The 23,905-nt window shown below is 53.6% G+C and carries 21 protein-coding genes and 1 pseudogene; 8 read left to right on the top strand and 14 right to left on the bottom strand.

The annotated features are described in order from the left end of the window. Positions 1–74 precede the first annotated feature (74 nt). The 3 genes from RA28_RS10655 to RA28_RS10645 form a co-directional block, all read right to left on the bottom strand. Positions 75–434 (bottom strand): EamA family transporter, encoded by a 360-nt coding sequence (locus RA28_RS10655; RefSeq protein WP_082029810.1) that lies wholly within the window; start codon positions 432–434, stop codon positions 75–77. Beyond that, the gene (locus RA28_RS10650) at positions 434–1,456 is read right to left on the bottom strand and encodes a glycosyltransferase family 2 protein (protein WP_039528112.1); all 1,023 of its coding nucleotides are present in this window, start codon (positions 1,454–1,456) and stop codon (positions 434–436) included. The genes RA28_RS10655 and RA28_RS10650 overlap by 1 nt, the downstream gene beginning before the upstream one ends. Positions 1,457–1,712: 256 nt before the next feature. Next, positions 1,713–2,564, bottom strand: coding sequence for a glycosyltransferase (locus tag RA28_RS10645; RefSeq protein WP_039528148.1), 852 nt, complete (start codon positions 2,562–2,564; stop codon positions 1,713–1,715). A 116-nt stretch (positions 2,565–2,680) separates the two neighbouring features. On the opposite strand from RA28_RS10645, the gene RA28_RS10640 reads away from it, so the two are divergent. The 3 genes from RA28_RS10640 (at position 2,681) to RA28_RS23145 (ending at position 5,070) form a co-directional block, all read left to right on the top strand. Then, complete coding sequence (locus RA28_RS10640; RefSeq protein WP_241481112.1) at positions 2,681–3,502, top strand: WecB/TagA/CpsF family glycosyltransferase; 822 nt, start codon at positions 2,681–2,683, stop codon at positions 3,500–3,502. After that, the gene (locus tag RA28_RS10635) at positions 3,499–4,011 is read left to right on the top strand and encodes a serine O-acetyltransferase (protein ID WP_039528108.1); all 513 of its coding nucleotides are present in this window, start codon (positions 3,499–3,501) and stop codon (positions 4,009–4,011) included. Before RA28_RS10640 ends, RA28_RS10635 begins: the two co-directional genes overlap by 4 nt. Before the next feature lie 603 nt (positions 4,012–4,614). Continuing rightward, positions 4,615–5,070 carry a transposase gene (locus RA28_RS23145; protein WP_082029809.1) on the top strand — a complete coding sequence of 152 codons (456 nt, stop codon included), beginning with the start codon at positions 4,615–4,617 and terminating at the stop codon, positions 5,068–5,070. A gap of 52 nt (positions 5,071–5,122) precedes the next feature. On the opposite strand, the gene RA28_RS10625 is transcribed toward RA28_RS23145, so the two are convergent. From RA28_RS10625 to RA28_RS10610, 4 genes are read right to left on the bottom strand one after another with little or no spacing between them, the layout of a single operon-like run. Continuing rightward, positions 5,123–5,860, bottom strand: a complete 738-nt coding sequence (locus RA28_RS10625) for an SDR family oxidoreductase (protein ID WP_039528103.1) — start codon at positions 5,858–5,860, stop codon at positions 5,123–5,125. Further along, positions 5,857–7,182, bottom strand: a complete 1,326-nt coding sequence (locus tag RA28_RS10620; protein ID WP_039528100.1) for an FAD-binding oxidoreductase — start codon at positions 7,180–7,182, stop codon at positions 5,857–5,859. Before RA28_RS10620 ends, RA28_RS10625 begins: the two co-directional genes overlap by 4 nt. Further along, entirely contained in the window at positions 7,179–7,601 is a 423-nt protein-coding gene (locus tag RA28_RS10615) for a GtrA family protein (protein ID WP_039528098.1), read from the bottom strand. Before RA28_RS10615 ends, RA28_RS10620 begins: the two co-directional genes overlap by 4 nt. After that, positions 7,598–9,016, bottom strand: coding sequence for a UbiA family prenyltransferase (locus RA28_RS10610; protein WP_039528095.1), 1,419 nt, complete (start codon positions 9,014–9,016; stop codon positions 7,598–7,600). The genes RA28_RS10615 and RA28_RS10610 overlap by 4 nt, the downstream gene beginning before the upstream one ends. A gap of 789 nt (positions 9,017–9,805) precedes the next feature. On the opposite strand from RA28_RS10610, the gene galE reads away from it, so the two are divergent. After that, positions 9,806–10,852, top strand: a complete 1,047-nt coding sequence (gene galE, locus RA28_RS10600; RefSeq protein ID WP_342585419.1) for a UDP-glucose 4-epimerase GalE — start codon at positions 9,806–9,808, stop codon at positions 10,850–10,852. A gap of 140 nt (positions 10,853–10,992) precedes the next feature. Here the strand turns inward: galE and RA28_RS10595 are convergent. The 5 genes and pseudogenes from RA28_RS10595 to RA28_RS10575 form a co-directional block, all read right to left on the bottom strand. After that, positions 10,993–11,913: pseudogene (locus RA28_RS10595) on the bottom strand (IS3 family transposase); the annotation flags it as partial. A gap of 190 nt (positions 11,914–12,103) precedes the next feature. Next, positions 12,104–12,949, bottom strand: coding sequence for a CpsD/CapB family tyrosine-protein kinase (locus RA28_RS10590; protein WP_052261433.1), 846 nt, complete (start codon positions 12,947–12,949; stop codon positions 12,104–12,106). A gap of 11 nt (positions 12,950–12,960) precedes the next feature. After that, a complete protein-coding gene (locus RA28_RS10585) occupies positions 12,961–14,517 on the bottom strand; it encodes a GumC family protein (protein WP_039528083.1) in 1,557 nt (518 codons plus the stop codon). After that, a complete protein-coding gene (locus RA28_RS10580; protein ID WP_342585418.1) occupies positions 14,514–15,494 on the bottom strand; it encodes an ExeA family protein in 981 nt (326 codons plus the stop codon). The genes RA28_RS10585 and RA28_RS10580 overlap by 4 nt, the downstream gene beginning before the upstream one ends. Positions 15,495–16,220: 726 nt before the next feature. Further along, positions 16,221–16,847, bottom strand: a complete 627-nt coding sequence (locus RA28_RS10575; protein ID WP_039528078.1) for a VPLPA-CTERM sorting domain-containing protein — start codon at positions 16,845–16,847, stop codon at positions 16,221–16,223. A gap of 484 nt (positions 16,848–17,331) precedes the next feature. On the opposite strand from RA28_RS10575, the gene RA28_RS22675 reads away from it, so the two are divergent. Next, positions 17,332–17,532, top strand: coding sequence for a hypothetical protein (locus RA28_RS22675; protein ID WP_152612066.1), 201 nt, complete (start codon positions 17,332–17,334; stop codon positions 17,530–17,532). Positions 17,533–17,538: 6 nt separating this feature from the next. On the opposite strand, the gene RA28_RS10565 is transcribed toward RA28_RS22675, so the two are convergent. After that, positions 17,539–18,552 carry a replication initiator protein A gene (locus tag RA28_RS10565; protein WP_039528070.1) on the bottom strand — a complete coding sequence of 338 codons (1,014 nt, stop codon included), beginning with the start codon at positions 18,550–18,552 and terminating at the stop codon, positions 17,539–17,541. A 426-nt stretch (positions 18,553–18,978) separates the two neighbouring features. On the opposite strand from RA28_RS10565, the gene RA28_RS10560 reads away from it, so the two are divergent. The 3 genes from RA28_RS10560 to RA28_RS10550 all read left to right on the top strand — a co-directional run bounded on the left by RA28_RS10560 (position 18,979) and on the right by RA28_RS10550 (position 22,651). Further along, positions 18,979–20,385 (top strand): AAA family ATPase, encoded by a 1,407-nt coding sequence (locus RA28_RS10560; protein WP_039528131.1) that lies wholly within the window; start codon positions 18,979–18,981, stop codon positions 20,383–20,385. 121 nt (positions 20,386–20,506) lie between these two features. After that, a complete protein-coding gene (locus RA28_RS10555) occupies positions 20,507–21,532 on the top strand; it encodes a ParB/RepB/Spo0J family partition protein (protein ID WP_039528067.1) in 1,026 nt (341 codons plus the stop codon). A 327-nt stretch (positions 21,533–21,859) separates the two neighbouring features. Continuing rightward, entirely contained in the window at positions 21,860–22,651 is a 792-nt protein-coding gene (locus tag RA28_RS10550; protein WP_039528064.1) for a YdcF family protein, read from the top strand. A 69-nt stretch (positions 22,652–22,720) separates the two neighbouring features. Here the strand turns inward: RA28_RS10550 and RA28_RS10545 are convergent, their stop codons facing one another. Continuing rightward, positions 22,721–23,887, bottom strand: coding sequence for a glycosyltransferase (locus RA28_RS10545; RefSeq protein ID WP_193747395.1), 1,167 nt, complete (start codon positions 23,885–23,887; stop codon positions 22,721–22,723). Positions 23,888–23,905 lie beyond the last annotated feature (18 nt).

The raw sequence follows: 23,905 nt of genomic DNA, 5'->3' as shown, positions 1-23,905 counted from the left end.
CAACCGGCGAAAAAACCAAGCCAGAGGAGAAGGATTCTCAGGCCAAAGAAATGCGGGGCCGTTGTTGACATGCTCTAGCCCGCCACCTGAGTTACGGTGACACCCGCGATAATCAGCCCCAAACCCAAGAGGAACCCTGGTGTCAGCGGTTCATTGAAGAAAATTGCCGAAATGACCGGCACTATGATGAATGACAATGACATGAACATATATGCCCGGGACAACGCTAGGTTCTGTAGCGCAAGAATCCACAAGACCGTAGCGCCTGCATAAATCATGAGTGATCCGATCAGCGGCCACATGAATGAAGAGTCTTGGACGAGCATCAGCGGCGGTCGGCCATCAATGCGCGAGGCAACGATCTTAAACAAAATCTGCCCGGCCGCGATGCCCATGACTGCAAGGATGGTGAATACGTAAGGCATGGCGTTCATCAAATCTGATTTTTGCGGAGGGTGTGCTCGGATGGTGCATCCGGTTTAGCGACGGCAGGATCAAGCGCAGACAACACCGCTTGTTTCTGAACGGGTCGCTTTGGCTCGGCACTAATGTCGTAGCCAAGGAAAAACAGCAGCATTTGCAGGCCTGCGATGATGGGCAGAACGGCGAACATAACCGTACCGGTCGAGGCAGGTACGCCGCTGTGTATTGAGATGATCCATTCAATACTGCCAAATATCAGACCAAAGACCATAAGCAGGCTGCCAATGATGAGATTCAGGGATGCTATATTGAAATCGCGCATGACATAAAGATACGTGAAGCGCCGGATCGTCGCCTTGATGTGCTTTGTCAGGAATTCATGAAATATCTGGCGGATATGCAAACCGCTCACCTCATCTCCGTACACGGCCCGCATCGGGATATCGATGATCACAGCCCTCAGATCGCCCAGCCTGATTAGCATGTCAGTCTCAAAGAAATAACGTTCCGATATCGCGTCTAGATCAATGGACGCCAAGGCACGTACATGAATTGCGGTGTATCCATTGGTAGGGTCGAAGATGCTCCAATATCCGCTGGACAGCTTGGTCATGAAACTGAGCGCAGCATTCCCGAACAACCTGACCTTGGGCATGCTGCGAACCGCCCCGGCAGAGAAGAAACGATTGCCCTTTGCATAATCTGCCTCACCGGCGATGATCGGACTGATGAACAAAGGGATCAGGGACGGGTCCATTTGCCCGTCGCCATCGACCTTGACCACGATGTCCAGCCCTTCTTCCAGAGCGGCACGATACCCAGTCATCACGGCCCCCCCGACGCCTTTGTTGACCGGGTTGCGAAGGACTCGAACACGACTGTCAGTAACATTCTTTTCGATAAAGTCGGCGGACCCTTCCGGGCAGCAATCATCTACAGCAAGAATACGTTCCACCTCGGGACCGATTGAATCGATCACATCAAGAACAAATGCTTTAACTTTGTAACAAGGAATAACAACAGCAACACGCACTGAACGCTCCTATCGGATTAGGTAATTTAGGCATAACTTGCCGCGGTGTTTAAGACTAATCCTTATTTTCCACACTTTTCCAGACTGTGCCATGTCCACCCGCATATGCGACTATGGCGGTTTGACAACTGATTCCGGTATTTATCCGGGCCGTCAATCTGGGATATTGCTTTCAAAATCCGATTCGCCTTGAGAGGAACACCAACAGGGTTGTGACAAACATACGCGAGCCGATGATATCAGTCTTCAAATGATCTTAACGGCCACGCGTCCACTCGTCACCGCCTCTGCGCAGTCGAACCGCAAGATGCACGCATAAGTAAACAGCACAATTGAATGGTTGCTGCAAAAAAAGCTTCAATAAATCCGATTTGGACAAGCTTCCCTTTTGATCGTTTTGCATAAGCGCAGGGTATAGACGATTCACCTCGTCTACCCCCGCATCCTGCCGGCGGCGCACACGAACGAGATTTGTAAACCCTTCGACCATGGGCCATTCATACGCGGCTTCGACCTCGATCCGCTCATGCGGCGCGAATGTAAGACGTACGAACGTATCGTCTGAAATAATAGAAGGGAATTCTCCCCAACGTTTACGGCCCGCCACATTCACAGCAAAAAGCCCGGCTCCAACCGCGCCGTCCTGGACGAACGGCAAGCGGACCCAAAAACGCGCATATGCACGGGTCACCCAACTCTGCGCGCGCATGACGTGTATGGTTCCTGTCGCATAGGTCGGTTCAGCAATGCCGAGAGCTTCCTGCAACTGTCCAAGCAACTCGGGGCTGCAGATGACATCCGCGTCCAGATAGATGCGCGCTGTGTCCATTGCCACTTGATCTGCACAATTCAATGCGTTCGCTTTGCCTGCCTGCGCAATGCTCAGTATTGTCAGACCCCAACCCCGATCTGCGAACCGGCCGCTGTAGCCGCGTGCAAGATCTTCGGTTTGGTCAGTACATGCGTTTGCGGCAACAATAACAGTCAAAGACGCAATTACACCCTGTTGCTTCAACAAAGCCTCAAGACAAGGACCGATATACAACTCTTCATTATGGGCGGCGATGATGATACTCAGGGCATCCGCGGCACTATTCGCAGAGGGCATATTGCCTGTCGTATTTTTATCCAGGACTTGCATAAAATCGCTATACTCAAAACCTATTGAGGTGCATCCGCACGTCGTCAGGATTCATAAGTTTTGTAACCATTCTGGACATATGATTGTGGCTCGGTCATCAAAGAGGATATGGATTTTATTATAGCAAGTGCTTTCGGATGCCTGAACTGAGAACTCCATTGCGCCCGGATTTTTTAGCTTTGGTCAACCAACCGACGCATGCAGGGCTTACTCAAAGCATACTTGAGCACTGGCAAGACGGACGTGGATTTACGCTCGCAACGCTGAACCTAGATCACATCGTCAAAATGCGCCAAAATCCAGTTTTTTTAGGATCGTACATGGCGCAGAGCCATGTCGTGGCGGATGGAAACCCGATTGTCTGGCTTTCGCGCCTGGCTGGGAGGCGCATTGAACTGATCCCGGGATCAGAGTTGGTTATGCCTTTGGCTGCCTTGGCCACCGAGCATGACATTCCGGTCGCCCTTTTGGGTGCAACCGAAGAAACGCTGCAACTGGCCGCCGATAGCCTGAGGAAAGATTATCCCAAATTACAAATCGTGGCGCAGATTGCTCCACCCTTCGGTTTTGATCCGACCGGAGCAAACGCGGATACGTATCTGGAAACTTTGCGCCGCGCCAATGCAAAGCTGTGCTTTTTGGCTCTGGGCGCCCCAAAACAGGAAATATTTGCCTCGCGCGGTATTTCTCAGGTACCTGAGTGTGGGTTCGTGTCTATAGGAGCCGGTTTGGATTTCATTGCCGGTCAGCAGACCCGAGCCCCGCAATGGGTCAGAAAACTGGCGTTGGAATGGGTTTGGCGCATGCTGGGTAATCCGCGTCGCCTGGCTCTGCGTTATACACGTTGCATATCGATTATGCCGGGGTTGATCTGGCAGGCCATTAAGGACAGGGCTCATTCATGAATGACCTAGAGGCAGGCATTTCTGCATCCGATCCGGATTGGAAGCGGGAAAATCCGCAAAGATTCTGGGATCCGTCCCGCAAATTTCTGCGCAGCATCCGGCGTTATCAACACGCCATGGAAACACAGACGTTCTGGGCAGGGATCGCCCGAAGAAAATGGGCCCTTACCCATCAATTCTGGTCTCTTGTAACACAGGCAGAGATTCCGAAAGCCACTAGGCTTGGGGGTGGGTTACTGTTGCCTCATCCAAACGGGGTTGTTATTCATCCCGAAGCGGAAATTGGCCCTAATTGCATTTTTTTTCAACAGGTGACTATCGGCGCTGTCGCCGGGAAAAAGGGCCTTCCCGTCATTGGTGGGCATGTGGACATCGGGGCTGGTGCGAAAGTATTGGGCCCGGTTCATATTGGTGATCACTCAGTGATAGGAGCGAACGCTGTCGTCACAAAGGATGTACCTGCATATTCCGTGGCGACCGGGATTCCCGCGCAGGTTCGCCCGCGATAATCCTAGATCAGCGAGGGGCCGACCTAGATTATGGGCTGGCCTGCAACATCCTGTTCCCGTGAACAACAAATAGTAATTCTCGACGGCTGTGGTCGATGACAACACGCCCTACAGCCTGGCGAGGTTGGCCATGACCACGCCTCGGGGTCCGGCCCGTGCCGCCCGCGGATATGCCAGCAATCATCTTTATGTTGATCCCAAGCACAAGGATCACGATGACTTTGATCTGTTCCTAGCGACCTGGCCTTAGATGGTCATATCTCAGGGGTCTTCCGGCTCAGATTAGCCGTTTTTAATGGCGTTGTTAATGACCCTTGCCGGCTTCAGGCCCGACACGCGCGGTTCTGGAGCAAGAGAACCTGATTGCACCAACACTTCGGATGATTTTACGTCGAACCCTGAAAGGTAGCCATGGGCCGGACACCTATCTTACGGCCCGCAGCCATCCAACCGTATTTACCGCCGAGCACCTGTCTGCGGACCGCATGCTGCCGCGATGACCCCCAAAGATGTTCCACCCTTGATACAATTACAGGTGCTTGGACCTGTCATTGAATTGTTCCGCTCCTTTGACTTGGTATTTTGCCACAAAGGAGAAACAGCATGGCACCGAAACCAACCCCGGAATTCCGCGCCAAAGCAGTGCGTGTGGCGTTGACGAGCCGTCACCTCTTAATATACAATCCTGCCCCCTGCCGGGATCCACCCCTCTTTCGATCCGTCCCTGGAAGCGGCCCTGTCGCCAGCGCAATGTTGGTCGCCGAGATGCCCGAACTGGGCCATCTCTCAGGAGAACAGGCCTCAGCTCTGACTGGCCTTGCTCCGATTGCACACGACAAGTGGTACACTGAGAGAAAAGCGAGCTATAAGCGGTGGGAGACTGCTTCTGCGGCATGTGATGCTCCACACCACTATCGTTGCCCGCCATCACAATCCCGTCGTGAAAATCTTTGCCGACCGACTTCGCGATGCAGGCAAACTTCACAAAGTCATCATCACGGTCGTCGCTCGCAAACTGGTCACAATCGCCAAGTCCCGTCACATATGGAGTGCTCATAGCGCCTGAGAAATACCGTTTCTAGGCGAACGTAGTCATTGGAAATTCAATTTTCTATATGTTAATTCTATTGAACGTTTTCTCCGGGATATTCCGGATGATCATCATGATCAAACGCCAAACTGAACGGACATAGATTACGTTCTGTTTTTTCTCAACGGCACGGGTGATGGCTTTGCCTACTTCTTCCGGCTGTGCGGTGAGTTTGGCGGGCAAGTCCATGCCTTCGGTCAATTGTGTGGCAACGAAGCCCGGCAGAACGGTTACGACATGCACGCCTTTTTGGGCCAGCCTGTTCCGCAAGCCCGAGAGAAAGGCGGTGAATCCGGCTTTGGCAGAGCCGTAGACATAATTGGTGGCGCGACCTCTTTCGCCCGCCACCGAACTGATACCAACCAGGGTTCCGTAACCGCGTTCTTCGAAACAGTTGGCAAGAGCCGCGAGTATGCTGGCGGGGCCTTCGAAGTTGCTGCGCATCACGCGAGTAGCAGCTTCCAGATCACGCTCGTTTTCCGACTGGTCGCCCATCAACCCAACGACGCAAACAGCGGCCTCAGGCAATTCCGGTAGATGATCAACGAAGCTGTTGTGAGACTGGATGTCGAGGGCGTCGAATTCATGTAGGGACACCTCGACATTGTACCTAAGTGAAATATCTGACCGATCCGCTTCTAGCGTGCCTGCACGCCGGGCTGCGAGTTGGATCGGATGACCAAGGGATGCGAAAGCATGAGCCGTGGCCTTGCCAATGTCAGAGCGCGCGCCCAAGACCAGAACAGGTGATTTTGTCATAGGGCGAGCCTTTCCGATTGCGCAGACGCGAAAGCGTCTCGCCAATTGTTATCTTTTCGCTCTGCGCGAAACGCCTTGATCCTGTTATCAGAGGCGGCAAAGGTCTCTGCAGACATTCGGCTATCCTTGGCCAGATAGAAGCGGCCGCCATGTCCAAGAGTGATGCGGTCAAGTTCGGTAAGCAGACGTAGCGTCTTCGCGTTGATCGGGAAATCAAGCGCCAGGGTATAGCCTTCCATTGGGAAGGAAAACGCGCTGTCTTGTGCGCCAAATCGCTTCAGAACAGCGAGGAACGACCCTGCTTGTGCCTTGGAGATTACTTTGAGCAGTGCAGAGAGACCTGCTTCGGACGAATCCAGTGGTAATACACATTGGAACTGAGCAAAACCTTTGCGTCCATAAATGCGGTTCCACTCCAAGATCGCGTCAAGGGGATAGAAGTAAGCATCCCAATCGACAAGTTGCTGCCCTGCCTTTCGCGATCCCGCCCGGTAGTAGAGCGCGTTGAAGGTTCGGACGGTAAGCCCGTTAAGCACAAAGCCTGGGAAGTCAAACGGAGCCTTACGCTTCGGCTTTTTGGGCACGATGAAAGGCATCTGACGATGTGTTTCGGAAAGATCATCGCGCCGTACATGCTCGCCGAACATGACCAGTGATCGGCCCAAATCTGCCCCGCCCGCCAAGCAATCAATCCATGCAACCGAGTATGTCGCCCCCTGGTTGGCTTCAAACATATCCATCGCAGCCTTGAAGTTCCGCACAGGGTGTATGGTTTGGCAGATCCAAGCTGTTTCCACAGGACGCAAACGGATCGCGGTCTGTGTGATGATCCCGGTCAAGCCCATCCCTCCGAGTGTATACTCAAAGAGCATGGGGTTTTCCGCACGACTGCAGCGAGCGACCGAGCCGGAGGCACCCATGACGTCAATCCAATCGACGCAGGACCGGAAGCTACCGTCTTTATGATGGTTCTTACCGTGCACGTCCGCTGCAATGGCTCCGCCAAGCGTCACGAATTTCGTGCCGGGTGTTACTATGGGAAACCAGCCCCTCGGAAGAAAGGCAGCGATGATGTCGCCGAGTAAAACACCGGCTTCGGCCGTCAACTGGCCGGTTTCGGGATCGAATGCCAACATGCGGTTCAGGTGGCATGTTGTGACCGTGGCGGCTGAATTGATTGCGCTGTCACCATAGGCACGCCCATTGCCGCGCGCTATGAGAGTAGGCTCCGACCGTACAAACTCCTGCAGCGCGGCCACGTTGCGCGGCGCGTGAATGTTGGCCTCCAAAATTGGATAACGCCCCCAACCTGACAGTTTCATGCGGTCACCTCTAGGCGGCTGTCGGTAAACACAAATCGCCTGTCGAGATTGTATTTCACAACATAACCAATACTCAGACCAAGAACGGCACCGAGTTCCCGCATGATATCTGTTTGCCAGACCAACCAGAATACAGTCTCGGCACCCCAGAAAATCGCCGTCGTGATCAGTCCCATTGCTGTGTAAAAGGAAAATTTCTGGCTGTGAGCCCTCGCACCGGAACCGAAGTCGTAGAAGATCCATCTTTTGTCGAGAAGATATTTGATGAACAGGCCCACAAACGTCCCCGCTCCAACCGCTAGCGCGAAAGTTTTTCCATCGGTTCCTTGGGTGAGGACCAAACGCTGAACACCCAAATTCGCGAGGGACGCAATAACAGCAAAAGCTGCGTATCGGAGCACAAGCACAAGAAGGGTCAAAGAAACGATCCTGCTATTACAAACATCAGTATGATCAAGAAACAAGTCTGACTGACGTGATCCTTGGCAGCGTAGACAACCGGATCGTCATGCATCCTGCCGCGATGGGCGATCATAACGGTACGGGTAATCCAATAAAGCAAGATGGAGCATACACCCCAAAGCGCCTTGGGTTGAGGATACAGCTCAATCACAGCAGGCGAATTCACATAGAGTGCCATAACAAGCACAGAGACATATCCAGCGCTTATGGAAATCATCGATATGATAGGCAGATCATCCACGTGATATCCACGCCCAGAGGCTTCGAGCTTGCCGTGTTTGACACTGTCGACAAGCTCTGCCTGCCGTTTTACCGCCGCCAACGACAGAAAAAAGAAGATCGAAAACGCAAGGAGCCAAACGGATAGAGGAATCCCAGTGGCAGCCCCACCTGCCACGATGCGTATCGTGTAAAGTCCCGCAAGCACGCAAATGTCAATGACGGTACGTCGTTTGAGATACAGGGAATAACCTGTGGTCAAGGCGTAATATCCGATCAAGACGCCCAAGAAGGCAGGACCTAAAAACGCCGCGATAACCGCTCCTATCGCCAAAAGACCTACTACCATCCATGTGCCGGATTCAATCGGAATGATGCCAGCCGCGAACGGCCTCATACGCTTACGCGGGTGAACGCGATCTGCACTTAGGTCGAGCAGATCGTTCAGAACATACACGCTGGATGCGACCAGACTAAAGGCGATGAGGGCCAGCAATGACGCAAGGAAACTGGGCCCGTCAATTTGGTGTGCCGCTAGCATGGGCAGAAAGACCAATGCGTTCTTAATCCATTGATGGGGTCGGATGGCTTTGAGATAAGCACCTATCGTAGGCGTATGAGTCTCAAGATGCTCAATCTCATCGGCTATCTGTGCGGCGCGTGTATTTACCGACTTAGGAGTGTTGACGGTAATTGCCCTTTTTGCATGTTTCCAGACGGCAAGATCGGCCTCTGAATCGCCCATATAGGAAAATTGCTTCTCGCCATATGCCTCGCTCAAAAACTGCGCCTTGCGTTCGCCTTTCAGGTTTTCTGTGCCGTTCGAGCCGTGAATTTCGTCGAACAACATGAGGTGATTGCCAATATCCTGAGCAATTTTTTCATCAGACGCTGTAACCAGGGCAGTACGCCCACCTTCGTCGCGCCAAGTCGCAATGTAAGAAATCACCTCGGCATCATATGGAAGTGTCGACACATCAACCTGCGCCGACCCGGCAAGATATCGCTTCAAAGATGCTTTCCCCTGAAGCAGAGCCGCAGCGGAAAGGAAAGGACTACGCCAATCCTGACTGAAAGCGGACCAGAAACTTTCAAAAAGCATATCGCTTTTCAAGAGTGTATGATCCAAGTCAACAACAAGAATTTCGGGCATAGAAACCGGGAAAACTACCCTTAGACTAGTTCACGGCTCGGATATGCGAAAAATCTGGCTTTGTCTCCCCCCGACGAAAAAATTCTGGTTACCTGTTCTGTTTCTAGTGGAATTCGTTGCAGCGAGAGTTCTGTGGGCGAGCTCCACAAACTCCTTCTCCGTGTGAATGGGAAGCCGCCCGCGATGGTTTGTGAATATACAGACAACTAAAGACACCAAATCCTGAGTCTCTGTCTCGAACATGTCTACAGCTAGAAATTAAAGTCCCCGTAACAGAGCTATTGCACCTAGAACTTCTCTTTTGCGAGACGCTAATTCATCCTCATCAAGCCGCGTGGTCGTTGTGACAGATTTGGACTGGGCTTTCAGCATCGGGTGATTCTTCACGATCAGAAACCGGGAGCCGGCCCAGTGGGCCGCGCTTTCACAAAATCAATCTTAAGTTGGAGGCTCGACCAGTCGCAAGTCCGAAAGATTGTCGGTACTACAATCTGTATTATTCTGCAAAGAAACCATAGTTTGGATTGGTAGACCAGCGGGAGGCGCCAACTGCTCCCATCCGTTGCAGACCGACAGCCGCTGTTGATCGGGCTGAAGCAATCTTCAGAGGTACAAAAGAGATTAAAATCCAGTCAATCCAGAAATGCTGCGTGCTGCGTAAGGGGAATGCGGCGCAGAATGAAACAGAGTCGCTCCTGATGCCACGATTTCGGTCAGCCGCTCGTGCTCTAAATCATTTGATGGCTAACACGACTGCGTTGGTATAGGGTCGCCTTTGGCTCGAAAAGCGTGCAACAACAAGACGACAAGGAATTAGGTGGTATGCGTGTACTGTTGACCGGCGGCGCCGGGTACATTGGAAGCCATACTCTGTTAAAACTGCTACAAGATGGCATTGACGTACTGGCGCTAGATAATTTCTCCAACAGCTCGCCTGAAGTGTTGCGCCGCGTCCAGAAACTATCCAACTCAAGCTTTAAAACTCACGTTGGTGATTATCGCGCCCCTGATGTGCTTGATGAGGTCTTTGAAAAATTTCGCCCCGACGCGGTCATTCACTTTGCGGGATTAAAAGCGGTTGGTGAGTCCAACGAAAAACCACTGACCTATTACGCGCAGAATGTTTCGGGCAGCATAAACCTGCTGGACTGCATGCAGCGGCACGGTTGCCAGAGTATCGTCTTCTCATCTTCTGCCACGGTTTATGGCGAGGCGCAGTATCTTCCGTATGACGAAGATCACCCACTAAACCCCACCAACCCGTACGGTCGCACAAAGTACTTTATCGAAGAGATTATCCGCGATTGGATTGCTTCACGACCGCACGCGTGTGCTGTCCTCTTGCGATATTTTAACCCAGTTGGGGCGGATGAGTCTGGCGATATTGGAGAGGATCCGCGCGCGATCCCAAATAATCTGCTGCCCTACATCTCTCAGGTGGCAGTCGGCAGACTCAAAGAGCTCAGCATTTTTGGAGGCAACTATGAAACTCGAGATGGCACGGGCGAGCGTGACTATATCCACATCGATGATCTTGCGGTAGCTCATCTTGCCGCTGTCAAATACGCTCACGAAAACCATGGATGCGAAGCCATTAACGTCGGCACCGGAACAGGCATAACTGTATTGGAAATGGTGAAAGCGTTCGAGGAGGCCTCAGGCAGAGAAATCCCATTCAAAATCGCGGAAAGGCGCCAAGGCGATGTAGCGCGTAGTTTTGCCGAAGTGTCCAAAGCACAAAGGCTACTTGATTGGACCGCTGAGCGTGGCTTAACTGATATATGTAGAACAGCATGGAACTGGCAGTCTAAAAACCCGTCAGGCTTTGAGCATTAATCGATACCTTGAGTTTTTGATGCTGCCTGAGAAGCAATGAACAAAGTTACCCATATCTTTACTTAGGGATCAATAGCTGGCGACCTGAGCCCCAAGTTTCCTCCAACCTTCGGAGTGTCCTAGGGTTTGGTTTGATGGCCCTACGCGGCCAGTTTGTCCATGTCCATTTTCTCTGCAAATTCCATCGGTGTCAGGTTGCCCAACGCCGAATGTGGTCTTTGATGGTTGTAATCCTCCTGCCATGCTTCCAGCGTTTCACGGGCCTCGGCCGGTGGGCTGAAGAGCGTTTCATTCAGGCATTCGTCACGCAGCTTGCCGTTGAAGCTTTCGATGAATGCGTTCTGGGTTGGTTTTCCTGGCGCGATATAATGCCAATCAATCCCGGTGTCCTGAACCCACCGCAGGATGGCCATGCTGGTGAATTCGGTGCCGTTGTCGGAAACGATTGTCCCCGGCGCCCCGCGTTCGGAAATGACCCGGTCCAACTCCCGCGTGACCCGCAAGCCCGACAGCGACGTGTCGGCGACCAACGCGAGATTCTCGCGTGTATAGTCATCCACCACGGCCAGCATGCGAAAACGACGACCGTCCGTTAGCGCGTCAGACACGAAGTCCAAGCTCCATCTTTGGTTAGGCCCATCCGGCACAACCATCGGCCTTCGTGTGCCCAATGCACGCTTCCGTCCGCCCCTGCGACGCACTTGCAGTTTCTCTTCGCGATAGATCCGCCGGAACTTCTTGTGGTTCACTTGCCAGCCCTGCCGTTCCACCATCACATGCAGCCGCCGATAGCCGAACCGGCGACGTTCCTTGGCGACCGCCTTCATGGCATTACGCAGCTCCGTGTCATCGTCCCGGCGCGACTGATACCGCACCGTCGACCGATCCACGTCCAGAGCAGAGCACGCCCGACGCTGGCTCACCTGATGGACCTCCACCAGATGCGCGCTTGGCATGCTCGACCATTGTCCTCGGACCAATGACGGACAAGGTCTCGCCGTTACCACTTTTTTTGAGTTCACATCCCGAAGCATCGTATTCGCCATTGTCGCTCGGACCAATGGCGCGACGTTGCGAAATATGATCCGAACGAGAAACTGGCCGATTGGGTGCGCCATGCTGCGGATGGTCAAAGCTGGGCGCTCGACACAGAAGGGCGCACTAACTCGGGTTTAAAGAAAAGCTATCAACCAGCGGGGAGCCGTGAGCACCCCGCCCTGGAAATGGTTCTAGGCGTCGTCAATTAGCCTTTTAGTACCCATAGCTGTCTGTCTTCTCAAGGTATCGGCACTTGTTCAGGACGACACCCATCAGATTGCTGCGGGCGGAAATCTCGCGCTGGCATTTTGTTATTTCCTCTGCGGTCGTACTCTCTGCAGCGGCAACCAGCATAACGCAATCAATCTGATCCAGAAACGCAATCGTGTCATCGCAGGCCAACATGGGAGGCGTATCAAACAGCATGACATCCGGTTGGTAGCGCGCTTCCATGTCATCAATCACATGGGCTGCATCTTTGTCCTGTAGCAGCTCGGCAGAGTTCGCAACAGGCTTCGTATTCGTCGCGAAAGCCAGTCTTTGCTCATAACATATCAGATGCGCTTCCGGAGCGCTGCGGCCTTCCAGGGCATCGGCAAAATTGTTGTCCATTTCCGGTTGCAACAGCTTCCCGATTGTTGGGCGGCGCATGTCCAGATCTATCACCAGGACTTTTATGCTGCGCTGGCGTGCAAGACCGAAGGCAAGGTTCAGACAAAGAGTGGTCTTGCCGCATGCTGCCCCCGCTGATGCAATCGCCACCCTGCGCCAGTTATTGGCATTCATCTGATGCAACATCCGGGTGCGCAGGACATCAAAGGAAGCTGCCTGACTATTGGCCTCTACCGCAACAATGCGCGCTTTCTGCAATTGGTGAGAGGACAGCCTGATGTTGTCCAATTCGCTCCAGCGCTGGTTGACGGCATCTGCAACTGACGCCTCACTCTTGTGATCCATCTCGGGCACTCGCGGAGCCGATGACTGCGCTGCACTGACGATATCCGTCTGGTCCTGACGCGCTTCCCGAGCCTTTTGAATTGCGGATTGGATGCGTTCCATAAGAGTTCCTTTCAACCAATCCCAAAGCGGTCGAGAAGCCCGCCGATCCCCAGTTTTTCTGCGACCTTTTCGACAAAAAGATCAATGGGCAAATAGTGAAGGTGGATGAGATACAGCGCGACACCCAAACCAACGATGGGTGCCAGAGCTCCAATTGCGATCAGGCTTCGACGCATAGCCCTTTCACGCGCCGTGTGAACGTAAGGTATCGTCGTAAAGGCCGGAACACCAAATCTGTTTTCCAGATCAACTGACCGGCGGACAGTATTGTTGAGAATCTCGAGTACCAGGAACAAACTCACAGCCAACCCGACACCTCCGGCGACACTTGCTGCGAGTATGAGTTTTCGATTTGGCTCCGCCGGGTCGGACGGCACGACAGCTTGCTCGGTGACCGTTATTCGCTGACCCCGAGACTGAGCCTCAATCTGGTTTCCGGTCCGCGCTTCGGCCAAACTGGCGGTCGCTTGCGTATATTGCAGGCGCAAATTCTCATAATCTCGTTCCAGCGTCCCCAAGGAAATCGCGTTGGAGGGAGTCGCGTCAATGGATTTTGCAAGACTGCCGAGCTCAGTAATGATGATGGCCTTTTCTTCTTCGATAAAGTTAATCTGCCCATCGATATCCGAAAGTTGCAGCTCAAAGGCCGTGATATTCGGCGACGTTTCAGTGCCCAGCCCCAATCGGATATTGGCGGCCTCCAAAGCGGCGATCTGACCCTCGAGGGACCTTATCCTGGGGTGGTCCTGAGAATATATAACAAGGGCCGAAGCCCGCTCGTCCTGCAACTGCCGTAATTGACGCTGTTCGGGTGTCAGACTTTCACCGGCCAGGTCCGATCTTCCGGTACGGTCAAAAATTTCAACCAGGCGCGCGCGCCGATCCCGCAGACCGGAAAGCTCGCGATCCAGTTGCAAGATACGCTCCTGCAGTGATGATTGCCGGGTGCGGCGATAATCCAGGCTGTCTGGCAAGGCCTCTTTATGGGCCTCTTTGAACTGTAGTATTTTAGCTCCCTGCTGGCTTAATTCGTCGTCCAAACGCGCTACTTCCTGCACAAAGAACTCCAATGTCTGACCCGTCGCATTTGTGCGCATTGCTACGTTTTCCTGCAGGATCTGGGTCACAAGCTCATTCGTCACCGCGGCGGATGTCTCACCGTCCGGGGCGGCAAAGGTAACGGCCACAAAAGAGGCCCGGTTCTGGGAATGAAACGGAAGCTGGATTTCAATGCGGGAACGCATGTCGTTCACGATCGCATCCGGAAGAAGATCAGGTTGATCCGCGTGCACGTTGAAGCGTCGCGACAGGTCCAGAAGGTTGGCTCGGGTCAGCAAGCGCTGCTGAATAACTTCCAGGATTTCAACAACACTTGCCTGCACCGTCGTCGAAGCAAGTTCCCCTGGAATTTGGGGTGATTCCACAACCAACTGAGCCCGCGCTTTATAAACAGCCGGTGCGGTAAAGGCCACGACCAGCCCCGCGATCGCACAGCAGATGACAATCAGCAGCAGAAAATGTATCCGGCGAATAAAAAGGGAAAGGTAAAACCGGAACTCGTTCATCATGGCGAATTACCACCTTCATCAAAGCTGGAAGCAAAGAAGGAGCCGTCATCGAGAACTTGTTGAACCGTGTGCCGGGTGATACTCTGGTTGCCGCGCGTAAATGCGTAAACCATCGACAAATCACATAGCTGATTGACCAGACGAGGCACACCGCCGGTTGCGTCATGGATCAATTTCATCGCGGTGGTGCTGAACAGATTCCGCTCTGCCCCGGCGACGTACAGTCGGTGTGAAATATACTTGCCTACTGTTTTGGCCCCCATAACAGTGAGATGAAAACTGGACGCGACGCGCTGCGCAAACTGGCGCATTTCAGGGCGATGAATAATGTCTCTCAGTTCTGGCTGCCCAACAAGAACAAGCTGTAGAAGTTCATCCTTATTGGAATTGATGTTGGTGAACATGCGCAGTTCTTCCAGAGATTCTGCGCTCAGGTTTTGGGCTTCATCGAAAATAAGGATGACCCGATGGCCGCGGGCATATTCTTCAATCAGAAACGATTGGAAGGCAGAAAACAAATCGACATAGTTCATCTCAGCGGGGGCTGGCTGGTTCAAGGCCATCAGCACCCAGCGCAATAGTTCCCCACGATCACCATGGGCATTCGCAATCAAGCCTACGGTTACATCGTCGCTCACGGACTTTAGCAGATGGTGCAGCAAAGTGGTTTTCCCAGTCCCGACTTCTCCGGTGATCACGGTGATCGGTGCCCGGGTCAATATCCCGTATTCCAGCATTGTATAGGCACGTTGATGGGACGCGGACCAATACAGAAAATCGGGATCCGGCAACAACGAAAATGGTCGCTCGCTCAGCGCAAAATGGTCGGTATATATGTCCAGAGAACTACACATTGCACGATCATCTTGCCCGGATTCCGATTTGGCATTCAACGCTTCTGGCTTTCTCGGCTGTCCTTCTGAACTTTGGTCGCCGGCGTCACACCGGATTTCCCTTTCTGGGGGGAGAGATTCCATAGACACCTCAATCGACGGTGCATCGTCGGCGTCATTGTGTTGGCACGGCCGCTCTCGGGGCGCGCGCCATATTTTACGTAAAAAGGGCGGAGTACGTAATGTCCTGCCCTCGGTCGGAAGACGATACGACATCTACCTACACTACCTTTCCGATTCAACTCACTACAGGCTGCCACCTTGCAGTCATTCTACTACAACACAAATTCAAGCGTTGGTGACTGCATCAGCTTTTGAGAAAGCAAAGTCATGAACAATATATGTAAATTAGATCAAACATATAAGTCCTGAGCGCACAAAACTATTTCACATGGGTATACCAAAACAGCCCAGCCAATCAGATAATCTCCATAATAAGTCTTTTCATCTTACTGAGAATAAAGAAACCTTCAGGGCGAAGGTCTTAAGGTGACGCAGGCGGGGCGGCTTGGTACGGGTATGCTATCTGACCGCCAAAACTATGCCGATTTAAAGCCCAATATCCACAATTATGACGGCTTGGCGAGGTCAGGGAAACAATAAGCCTACTCAGGTTGAAACCGTTGTAAGAGTAAGCAAGCCACCTCAGGCTCCAACGGGACAGGCCGTAAAGCTGTTCCGAATTGGTTCAGACATCCTTTAATCCGTTTCGCCGCATGGGCTTGTGGGCCCATACGGCGAAGAGCAGCTCAAGACTATCTCAGATGCGACTCGCGGCCATTTTGGTGCATCGCCCCCCGCGAGATCGGGTCAGCTAACGCGTCTGCGGCGGCGCAAGACACCAAGCCCGGCCAGACCACCGATCAGCAACAATGCTGAAGCAGGCAGTGGAACAGGTGCAGGTGCCACAGTGAAGCTAGCGACCACAAAGTCATCATTGTGTTCGAACGCACGAACCGAGAATCCGTTTGTCAGAACATTTCCGAAGAAGAACGTCCGGCGATCCGTGCTTGAATATCCAGCATTATCACCGCGAACGTTGATCCAAGCGTCATCGTTGTCGTCGATGTGGAAACCCTGGCTCCAATCGAAATCCAGCGAATACGGAAAGAAATGACCGAAGGTGATGGAAACCAGGTTAACAGCCGTATCAAAGCGGAAAGACAACCAATCGCTTCCATAGGCCCCGTCGATATCCGGACTATCCCCGCGGCGTCCATTATCAACCCCGACCCCGCTGTAGCTGCCGGTGATTAGGGCGTTGCGACCCCGATCATACGTCGAGCGCGCTCGAACGCTGCCGGATACACCATCTTCACTGAAGTAAGCGGTTTGCACCCCGGTGCCACTCAAATCTCCGCCATCGTGGCCAGTGAGATTAATTGTTGTGGCTTGCGCGCCTGTCGCAAACACAAAGACAGTTGATGCAACTGCCATTACTTTCCTTATCATAGCCCAGAACCCTTAACGATAAAGCAATAGTTAACCTGCCTTTATTTTTAGCAGACGATTGACTGCTTCGCAAAGACTTACCTTTGATTTGGCCCCTAAAATTTCCGTGTATCAATTCATTGGCCCAAAAATGGAAACAGATTCCAATCATTCGCGCCCATTGAACCCTGCTTCATCGGGCGTAGACATCTCGTTCAAACAGCCTTCTAGATCCCGGGCGCTTAAGAGTCGCAATGGAGCTCGTGTTTGTCGGTGTCCATGACAACCCGTGGTTCAGGGCAAAGGCTTCCATCAGATCACTTGTCACGCAAAGTCCGGTCGGACGCGCAAAGTATTGCCCAGAATCAGCGCCCCCTTGCCAGTTCAAGGCTGGCACGGTTTCCAACTGGCTTTTCAACATCTCTGTGTTTTAGAGTACCTTTTAAGATCGGCTGCAAAGCTGTCGAAAGCGAAAATAAAGGGCAACACGGTGATCGGGGCACTCTTGTTGGGTATGTTTTCCGGAATGCTTGCGGGCGTTCTGTGCCTTTTGCTTGGGTATGGTTTCTGGATTGCGCTGATAAGCTATTCCGTCATTGGGATGATTTTCCTGCTCGGGGCCTCGGTTGCACAAAAATTCTGCAGAAAGACCCAGAAAACCAAAGCCCCCAAAGCCAAACTTGCGCGCTGATGCGCCTTACTCCACCACTTTTCTGACCCAGCCCAGAAACGCCTTGTCCGCGCTCCTCAGTGGCCTCCGACCATTGCGGGTCCACCAAGCTTGCCAGTCGCTTTCCAGAGCGTAGACATCCCAATCCGGGGCAAGACGGCGGGCTTCCTCCAGCGTCTCCGGCTTCAGGGTCAGGCCCTGCCCCGGCTCTACCACCACATCGCGGCGGCTGACGCGGATGATATCACCCGGTTCCTCCTCCAGATGATAGTCCGGCAGGTGGTCGGCCGAAATCATGTCGCGCAGCATCTTGCGGAACACCCGGCGGGGTGAAGCGGATCCAGACTTCTTCAACAACGTCCCGACCGACACCCGCCACTCGGGCTGTCGGCCGCAATGCTTGCGGGCCAGTTCGTAGATTCGCCGTTCCAGCGGTTTGCGCAGGCGGAAGTAATCGCGGCTGAGCGTCAGCACCGATTTCGCAAGCACTGCCCGGAACAGCCAGTCCGACAGCTTGACCGAGACGCTGACCATGCGCCCTGCCCGCGTGTGGCGCACGATCTCCCAGCTTTCGATCAGGCCAAAGCCGGTGGTCGTTTCCAGCCCGCCGGTCACCATGTTGGTGGTGATCCGGGTGCCAGCCAGACGCTCGAACGCCTCACGCAACCGCTTGTACCCATCGCCCGAGGTTTCTCGATTGGTCGCCACCAACAGGTCATGTGCCTTGAGGTGCAGTACCCGGCTGACCGCGCGGCCCGCGTTGATCGCCGCCATCAGCTGGCTGATGCAAAAGATCAGGATGTCCTTGTCATGGATCGTCGCCAGCCCCCGCACTGAGGGCGTGACGGTGATTTCCACACCGTTATGCTCATAGTTCAGGATGCGCCGATCCGGGCGCGTGGATAGCGAAAACATGGGATGCTCCATCGACCCCATGTCCGTCTTGGGTAGCACATCGAAGATGTCGCAGACGAAAAAATCCGCGGTCGGATACCGATCCGGTAACAGCCCCCCTGCCCCGGCAGGGATGTCCCTGCTCATCAAAAATCACTCTGAACTGAAACGCTCCAGCCCATATCTCTGCCCCTGATCTGCCCGAATCTTTTTCGTGGTTTTATTGACGCCCACCCTAAAGTTATCCACAGGCCTGGTAAAGCACCGGATCGTGGGTTCAGAGTCGGAGCATCGTGGGTTCAGAGTCACTTGATCGTGGGTTCAGATTCACTAGACTTCAAAAAGAGCCAATGAATATATTATTTTTCAAGGGGTTATAGGCGTCATATGACTCCCTTAACCAACAAATAACCATATTCTAACTAAAAAAATGGGATACCCTTCAAAATCTGCCATTTTCAATGATTTCAGCGCTTTGATTTCCTTAGAAAATATCTGGTCATGTCGATAGTTCTTTCATGTGCTGCGTTTTGTGGTACACTGAGAAAAAAACGGCACATCGAGCAAAAAACCATGGCTATATCTTCGAAGGACGGGCTGCCCCCGTATTTCAATATCGATCCCGACGGCGCCCTGATGGAACTGGGGGCGCCTTCGACAACAGCGAATTTCGCCACTATCGCCAGCGCCTGTGCCCAGGGTCGGGAAGATCTCGCCAGCCGGGGTCTGAAGGATGGCGACGACCGGCAGCTGCGGCTGTTTTCAACCTGGGAGATCACCCGCTATCTGATCCCCGTTGCCGCCCCCCATTTTCGCCGGGTGCTTAAAGCCAATCCAGATCTGCCTCAGGGCCGGTCCGAATCCGAAGGCGGTGCCAAGTGGTTCACCCTGGATGAGGTGCTGCGGCTACGCGCGTATTTTGCCTCAGAAGGCTCCAAAGCCAAGGAGTACCGCCCCTACCGTCCTGAAGGGCTGCCAGCCAAACTGGTGTCCGTTGCAAATTTCAAAGGCGGCGTAGGCAAGACCTCGACCTGCGCGCATCTGGCCATGTCGGCAGCGTTGGACGGCTACAAGGTGCTGGTGATTGATTTGGACAGCCAAGGGTCCATGACTTCGATCTTTGGCGGCAAAGTCGCGGATGAATGGCAGACGGTGTTTCCCCTTCTGGCCCGTCACTATGCTGGGTATCTGCGCCGCGAAAATCAGGGGCGGCTGGACCGGGGTGAACCCCCCCACCCTATCGATGACACGCTGATGGAGGCGCTTGATACCCGCGCCGATAACCTCATCCAGAAAACGCACTGGCCCAATATCGATCTGATCGGAGCACAGTTGAACCTTTACTGGGCCGAATTCCAGATTCCGGTCTGGAGGATGCAGGCCCGTGGCTGGAAGCTGTGGGATGCGCTGACTGAAGCGCTGGAAACAGATGGTATTCTGGATGACTACGATCTGATCTTCCTCGATACCCCACCTGCCCTTGGTTTTCTGACCATCAACGGGCTGGCGGCGGCGGATATCCTGCTGGTGCCCATGGGGGCCTCATTCCTGGAGTTTGATTCCACCGGGCGGTTTTTTGACATGCTCCATTCGACCTTCCAGTCGATCGAGGACGGAGAGAACGTGGCCGCGCGTGCACTGGGGCGCGATGAGATGGCCTTTGAATGGGATGAGGTACGCACCATCATCACCCGCTATGACGGCACCCAGCAGGCGGAACTCGCCGGGCTGATGCAATCCTATCTGGGTGGTGCCCTGTCGCCCCACCGGCAGGAGTTTACCGCGCTGATCGGTCAAGCCGGGGAACAAGTGAACGGCATCTACGAGGCCGATTACCGCGATTTCAACCGCGAGACCTATGCGCGGGGCCGTGAGACCTTTGATGAAACCTATGCCGCCTTCAAGCGGCTGGTTCTGGGTATCTGGCGGCGCGAAGAGCTTGCGCGGCAGGCTGAAGAACAGCCGCAGGTGGCGATATGAACCCCCCTGCCCTGCCCCGGTGAATGTTTCGTGCGCGAAACATCCGCGCCCCGCACCGTACGGACCGGCAAACGGATGGCATACAACAGAGTCTATGATCGGTGGATAAGGAGGATTTGACATGGCAAAACGCAAACGGCTGACCCCTGCCCGCTCTGATCTCCAGCCTGTCGGAGTTCCGGGCACGGCACCCGAAACGAAATCCATGTTCCCGCCCGTTCAATCCGCACCCCCCATTGCGCAGGTGGCCGGTGATACGGCATTGCAGGCGGCGGTGGACGATCTAAGTGCCGAAATCCGAACCGCCCGGGCCGAGGGTCGGCTGGTGCAGCAGGTGCCGCTGACGGCTATCGAAGAGACCCATCTGGTGCGCGACCGGATCGCGGTGGATGGGGACGAGATGACGGCCCTGATCGAAAGCATTCGCGCGCGTGGTCAGCAGACCCCCATTGAAGTGGTCAAGCTGGCCGAGGGCCGGTTCGGCCTGATCTCTGGCTGGCGCCGCCTGACCGCATTGAAGACCCTGCATGCAGAAACTGACGAGGATCGTTTTGCCACTGTACAGGCGCTGCACAGACGTCCGGAAGGCGCTTCGGACGCCTATCTGGCGATGGTCGAGGAAAACGAGATCCGCGTCGGGCTGTCTTATTACGAACGCGCCCGGATCGCGGCGCGGGCGGCCGAGCAGGGGGTCTATGCGGACGAAGGAAGCGCCCTGCGGAGTTTGTTTTCGACGGCTAGCCGCGCCAAACGGTCAAAGATTGGCTCATTTATAGTAATCTACCAAGCACTTGACGAAGATTTGCGGTTTGCTGCTTCAATACCCGAGCGTTTGGGATTGGCTTTGTCAAAGGCTCTGAAGGACGATCAGAATTTGAGCACGCGCATTGCGCAAAGGCTGAGCGACGATCCTCCGGAAAGTGCCGATGACGAAGCCAAGGCGATAGCTGAACTAATCTCCGACGTAGGGCGTAATGGGAGGCCACAAATGCCTGCCGCAGAAAACAGCAGTAACCCGGCGGAGGTCATAGCTGGAATCCGTATTCAACAGATTGAGCGGGGACAAAAGCTGGTACTGAGCGGTGACAAATTGGATGCTGGTTTCATTGACCGGTTAAAGATCTGGCTGGAAACTCAGGCCGACTGATGTTTCGCGAGCGAAACATTTTTCGATACAAGTGATAAGAACTTTGCTCATTGCTCCGGTAGATCCATGCCTTGATCAATCGCCTTTTCTCTTGAGGCATATTCGTAAATACGCGCACCCTGATCGGCCGCAAGAGCGGGATCGTGTGTCTAGGGATACAGCGTATCTTTGAAGAAACTATGGACCAGCCTCCAACCAGATAAAGCCAGTCGCCGCTCGGGCGTTGATGCCAAGACGATCAATGGTCAAAAGTTCGCAATGGATTTCTTTATGGTGACAGAAGACGATAAAGACTGATTTACTCAAATTACGCATTTGGAACTGAGTATGACCTTTCTAATCATTGTCATTAATTTTCTTACAACACCTTCGAATATGTTCTTTTGCCTCATTTTTCTGGGGCTTTTTGCATTGGTGATTTGGTGGAGGAGGACCGCCCTGATCTGCCTGGCAATGGGTGTGGCGGGGTTTGGACTTCTGGGTTACACGAGTCTGAGCGAAGTGCTGATTGCACCTCTCGTTGCGCGGTTTCCTCCTATCGTTCTGGAGGACGCGTCACCGCCGTTTGGGTTGATTGTGCTCGGAGGTGGCATGAATGAAGTACACGCGGCCCATAACAATGCTTTGATGGATCTCGGCGATGGAGGGGAGGCGGTTCCAATAGCTGTATTGCTGGCCAAACGCTTTCCGAGTGCAAAAATACTTTTGATAGATGGGGCAGGTTCCACACCGTCTCCATACCGGCCTGCCGAAGGAATGGAGCGGGTCATGACGGCATTTGGCATTTCACCCGACCGTATCTCCATCGACCCCGTGACAATGACCACTCAGGATCGCGTGCGCAGTGCCCTGTCATTGATCGGTGACGACAGAGATCAGGATTGGTGGGTCATAGCGCCATCCCATCGCATGCCGCGCATTATCGGGGTGTTTCGCGCGCATGGGTTCGAGCCGATCCCATACCCGATTGATTTTGAATGGATTCCGCCTTTTGATCCGTTCTATCGTTATGCCCTGCTTGATGGCTTGCGTTTGACTGACAAGGGGGCGCATGAGTGGCGAGGATTGTTGTTCTATCACCTGCGCGGATACACATCCGAATTCTTTCCGGGGCCGTAGCTGACCCTGAAATCGAAGTTGGCGTATTTCAGAGGTTGCAGCCTTGTAAAGAGGGGTCTGTTTGACAAGCTATGGAATGCGGCTAAGTCGCAAAAAATGGGATGTACGTCGCTCAAACGTCGTTTCGAAACAATGTTGTTCCGAGAACGCGCGCGCGCGTTGTGCCGCCTCTACGATGCGATTGCGATCCGCATGCAACCCGGCAATGACTTGCGCAAGCGCCTTATAATCCCCCAAGGGGGCCAGAAAACCGGCCTCGGAAAGCGTGGCAATCCCTGCGAAGGCTTCATTGTCGTATCCTGCGATCGGTAATCCGCAGGACATTGTTTCGGAATATGTGCTTGATGGGTCCCCTTGCAGATGACAGCAAATGAAAAGATCGTACTTTTCCTTTAGCACGGGGACCCAACCGGTGAGGAAATCCGTTGGCGGGAAGATTGAGACGTGAGCGGACAGGCCATTTTCTTCAATTGCGCGCCTGAGTGGTGCTTCCTGTTTGCCGGCACCATGTATTGACAATTCGAATGGTATTCCAAGCTTGCGCAGTTCCAGTGCAACTTTTGGAAGGTGCATCACGCCTTTCATGGGAAGGAAACGTCCGCCAAACACCAGTCTCAACTTGCCTGAAGACAACACCCGTTCAACCCTTTTCTGCAGCAAGCAAGAATTAATTAAGTCGGACTTTCTGACGCGATTATCAAAGTATAATAATGCACCCGGACAAAGCGCTCGGTAGGCGTCATAGGTAGGCGTGCCATTGCATTGTAGGCCGGCGGACAACCGTATCAAATATCGCTTGGTCCGCGCCGCCCGCCATGCCCAAAGCTTTTGCCGCAGTTTTATAATGGAGTTTGTGGCACCGGAGTCGATAATCTGCCATTCGGTCCTGAGCGTGTATTCCGACACATGTACCACCGGCACCCCGATTTTGTTACACAACTCGGTTGTCGCCCGCTCGAATGGTGAAAGGAAGCCCACGACAAGTGCTGCTGTCTTCAGCCTGTCGGCCAGCTTGCGCGGGTCGGACGGTCGGAATTCGATGTTGTGATTCAAAACCATGTCACTGACATCGACTTGATCCATGTCGGTCAATGACCACGCAGACACCTCAAAAAGGCTGGTTACGGGCCCAGGCCAGTTTTTTGCGTATTCAGCCGCGCCATCAAGGTATTTTTGCGTTACAACAAGTTGCCCGTCCTGGGTCCGGTGGGCCTTTAGTACCGGCAGCAAAATCAATTCCGTCGCATGAAGTGG

This window comes from Ruegeria sp. ANG-S4 (assembly GCF_000814005.1).
Classification (GTDB): domain Bacteria; phylum Pseudomonadota; class Alphaproteobacteria; order Rhodobacterales; family Rhodobacteraceae; genus Ruegeria.
Note: the sequence above shows the minus strand (reverse complement) of the source record. Positions and strands in the feature narration are given on the sequence as shown.

Coding starts and splice junctions, on each gene's coding strand:
- RA28_RS10610 (WP_039528095.1), bottom strand. CDS start 9,016: ATGCCCGAAATTCTTGTTGTTGACTTGGATCATACACTCTTGAAAAGC.
- RA28_RS10645 (WP_039528148.1), bottom strand. CDS start 2,564: ATGCCCTCTGCGAATAGTGCCGCGGATGCCCTGAGTATCATCATCGCC.
- RA28_RS23145 (WP_082029809.1), top strand. CDS start 4,615: ATGGCACCGAAACCAACCCCGGAATTCCGCGCCAAAGCAGTGCGTGTG.
- RA28_RS10590 (WP_052261433.1), bottom strand. CDS start 12,949: ATGGAACGCATCCAATCCGCAATTCAAAAGGCTCGGGAAGCGCGTCAG.
- RA28_RS10565 (WP_039528070.1), bottom strand. CDS start 18,552: ATGAGCAGGGACATCCCTGCCGGGGCAGGGGGGCTGTTACCGGATCGG.
- RA28_RS10620 (WP_039528100.1), bottom strand. CDS start 7,182: ATGAAACTGTCAGGTTGGGGGCGTTATCCAATTTTGGAGGCCAACATT.
- RA28_RS10575 (WP_039528078.1), bottom strand. CDS start 16,847: ATGGCAGTTGCATCAACTGTCTTTGTGTTTGCGACAGGCGCGCAAGCC.
- RA28_RS10560 (WP_039528131.1), top strand. CDS start 18,979: ATGGCTATATCTTCGAAGGACGGGCTGCCCCCGTATTTCAATATCGAT.
- RA28_RS10655 (WP_082029810.1), bottom strand. CDS start 434: ATGAACGCCATGCCTTACGTATTCACCATCCTTGCAGTCATGGGCATC.
- RA28_RS10580 (WP_342585418.1), bottom strand. CDS start 15,494: ATGGAATCTCTCCCCCCAGAAAGGGAAATCCGGTGTGACGCCGGCGAC.
- RA28_RS10625 (WP_039528103.1), bottom strand. CDS start 5,860: ATGACAAAATCACCTGTTCTGGTCTTGGGCGCGCGCTCTGACATTGGC.
- RA28_RS10555 (WP_039528067.1), top strand. CDS start 20,507: ATGGCAAAACGCAAACGGCTGACCCCTGCCCGCTCTGATCTCCAGCCT.
- RA28_RS10585 (WP_039528083.1), bottom strand. CDS start 14,517: ATGATGAACGAGTTCCGGTTTTACCTTTCCCTTTTTATTCGCCGGATA.
- RA28_RS10550 (WP_039528064.1), top strand. CDS start 21,860: ATGACCTTTCTAATCATTGTCATTAATTTTCTTACAACACCTTCGAAT.
- RA28_RS10635 (WP_039528108.1), top strand. CDS start 3,499: ATGAATGACCTAGAGGCAGGCATTTCTGCATCCGATCCGGATTGGAAG.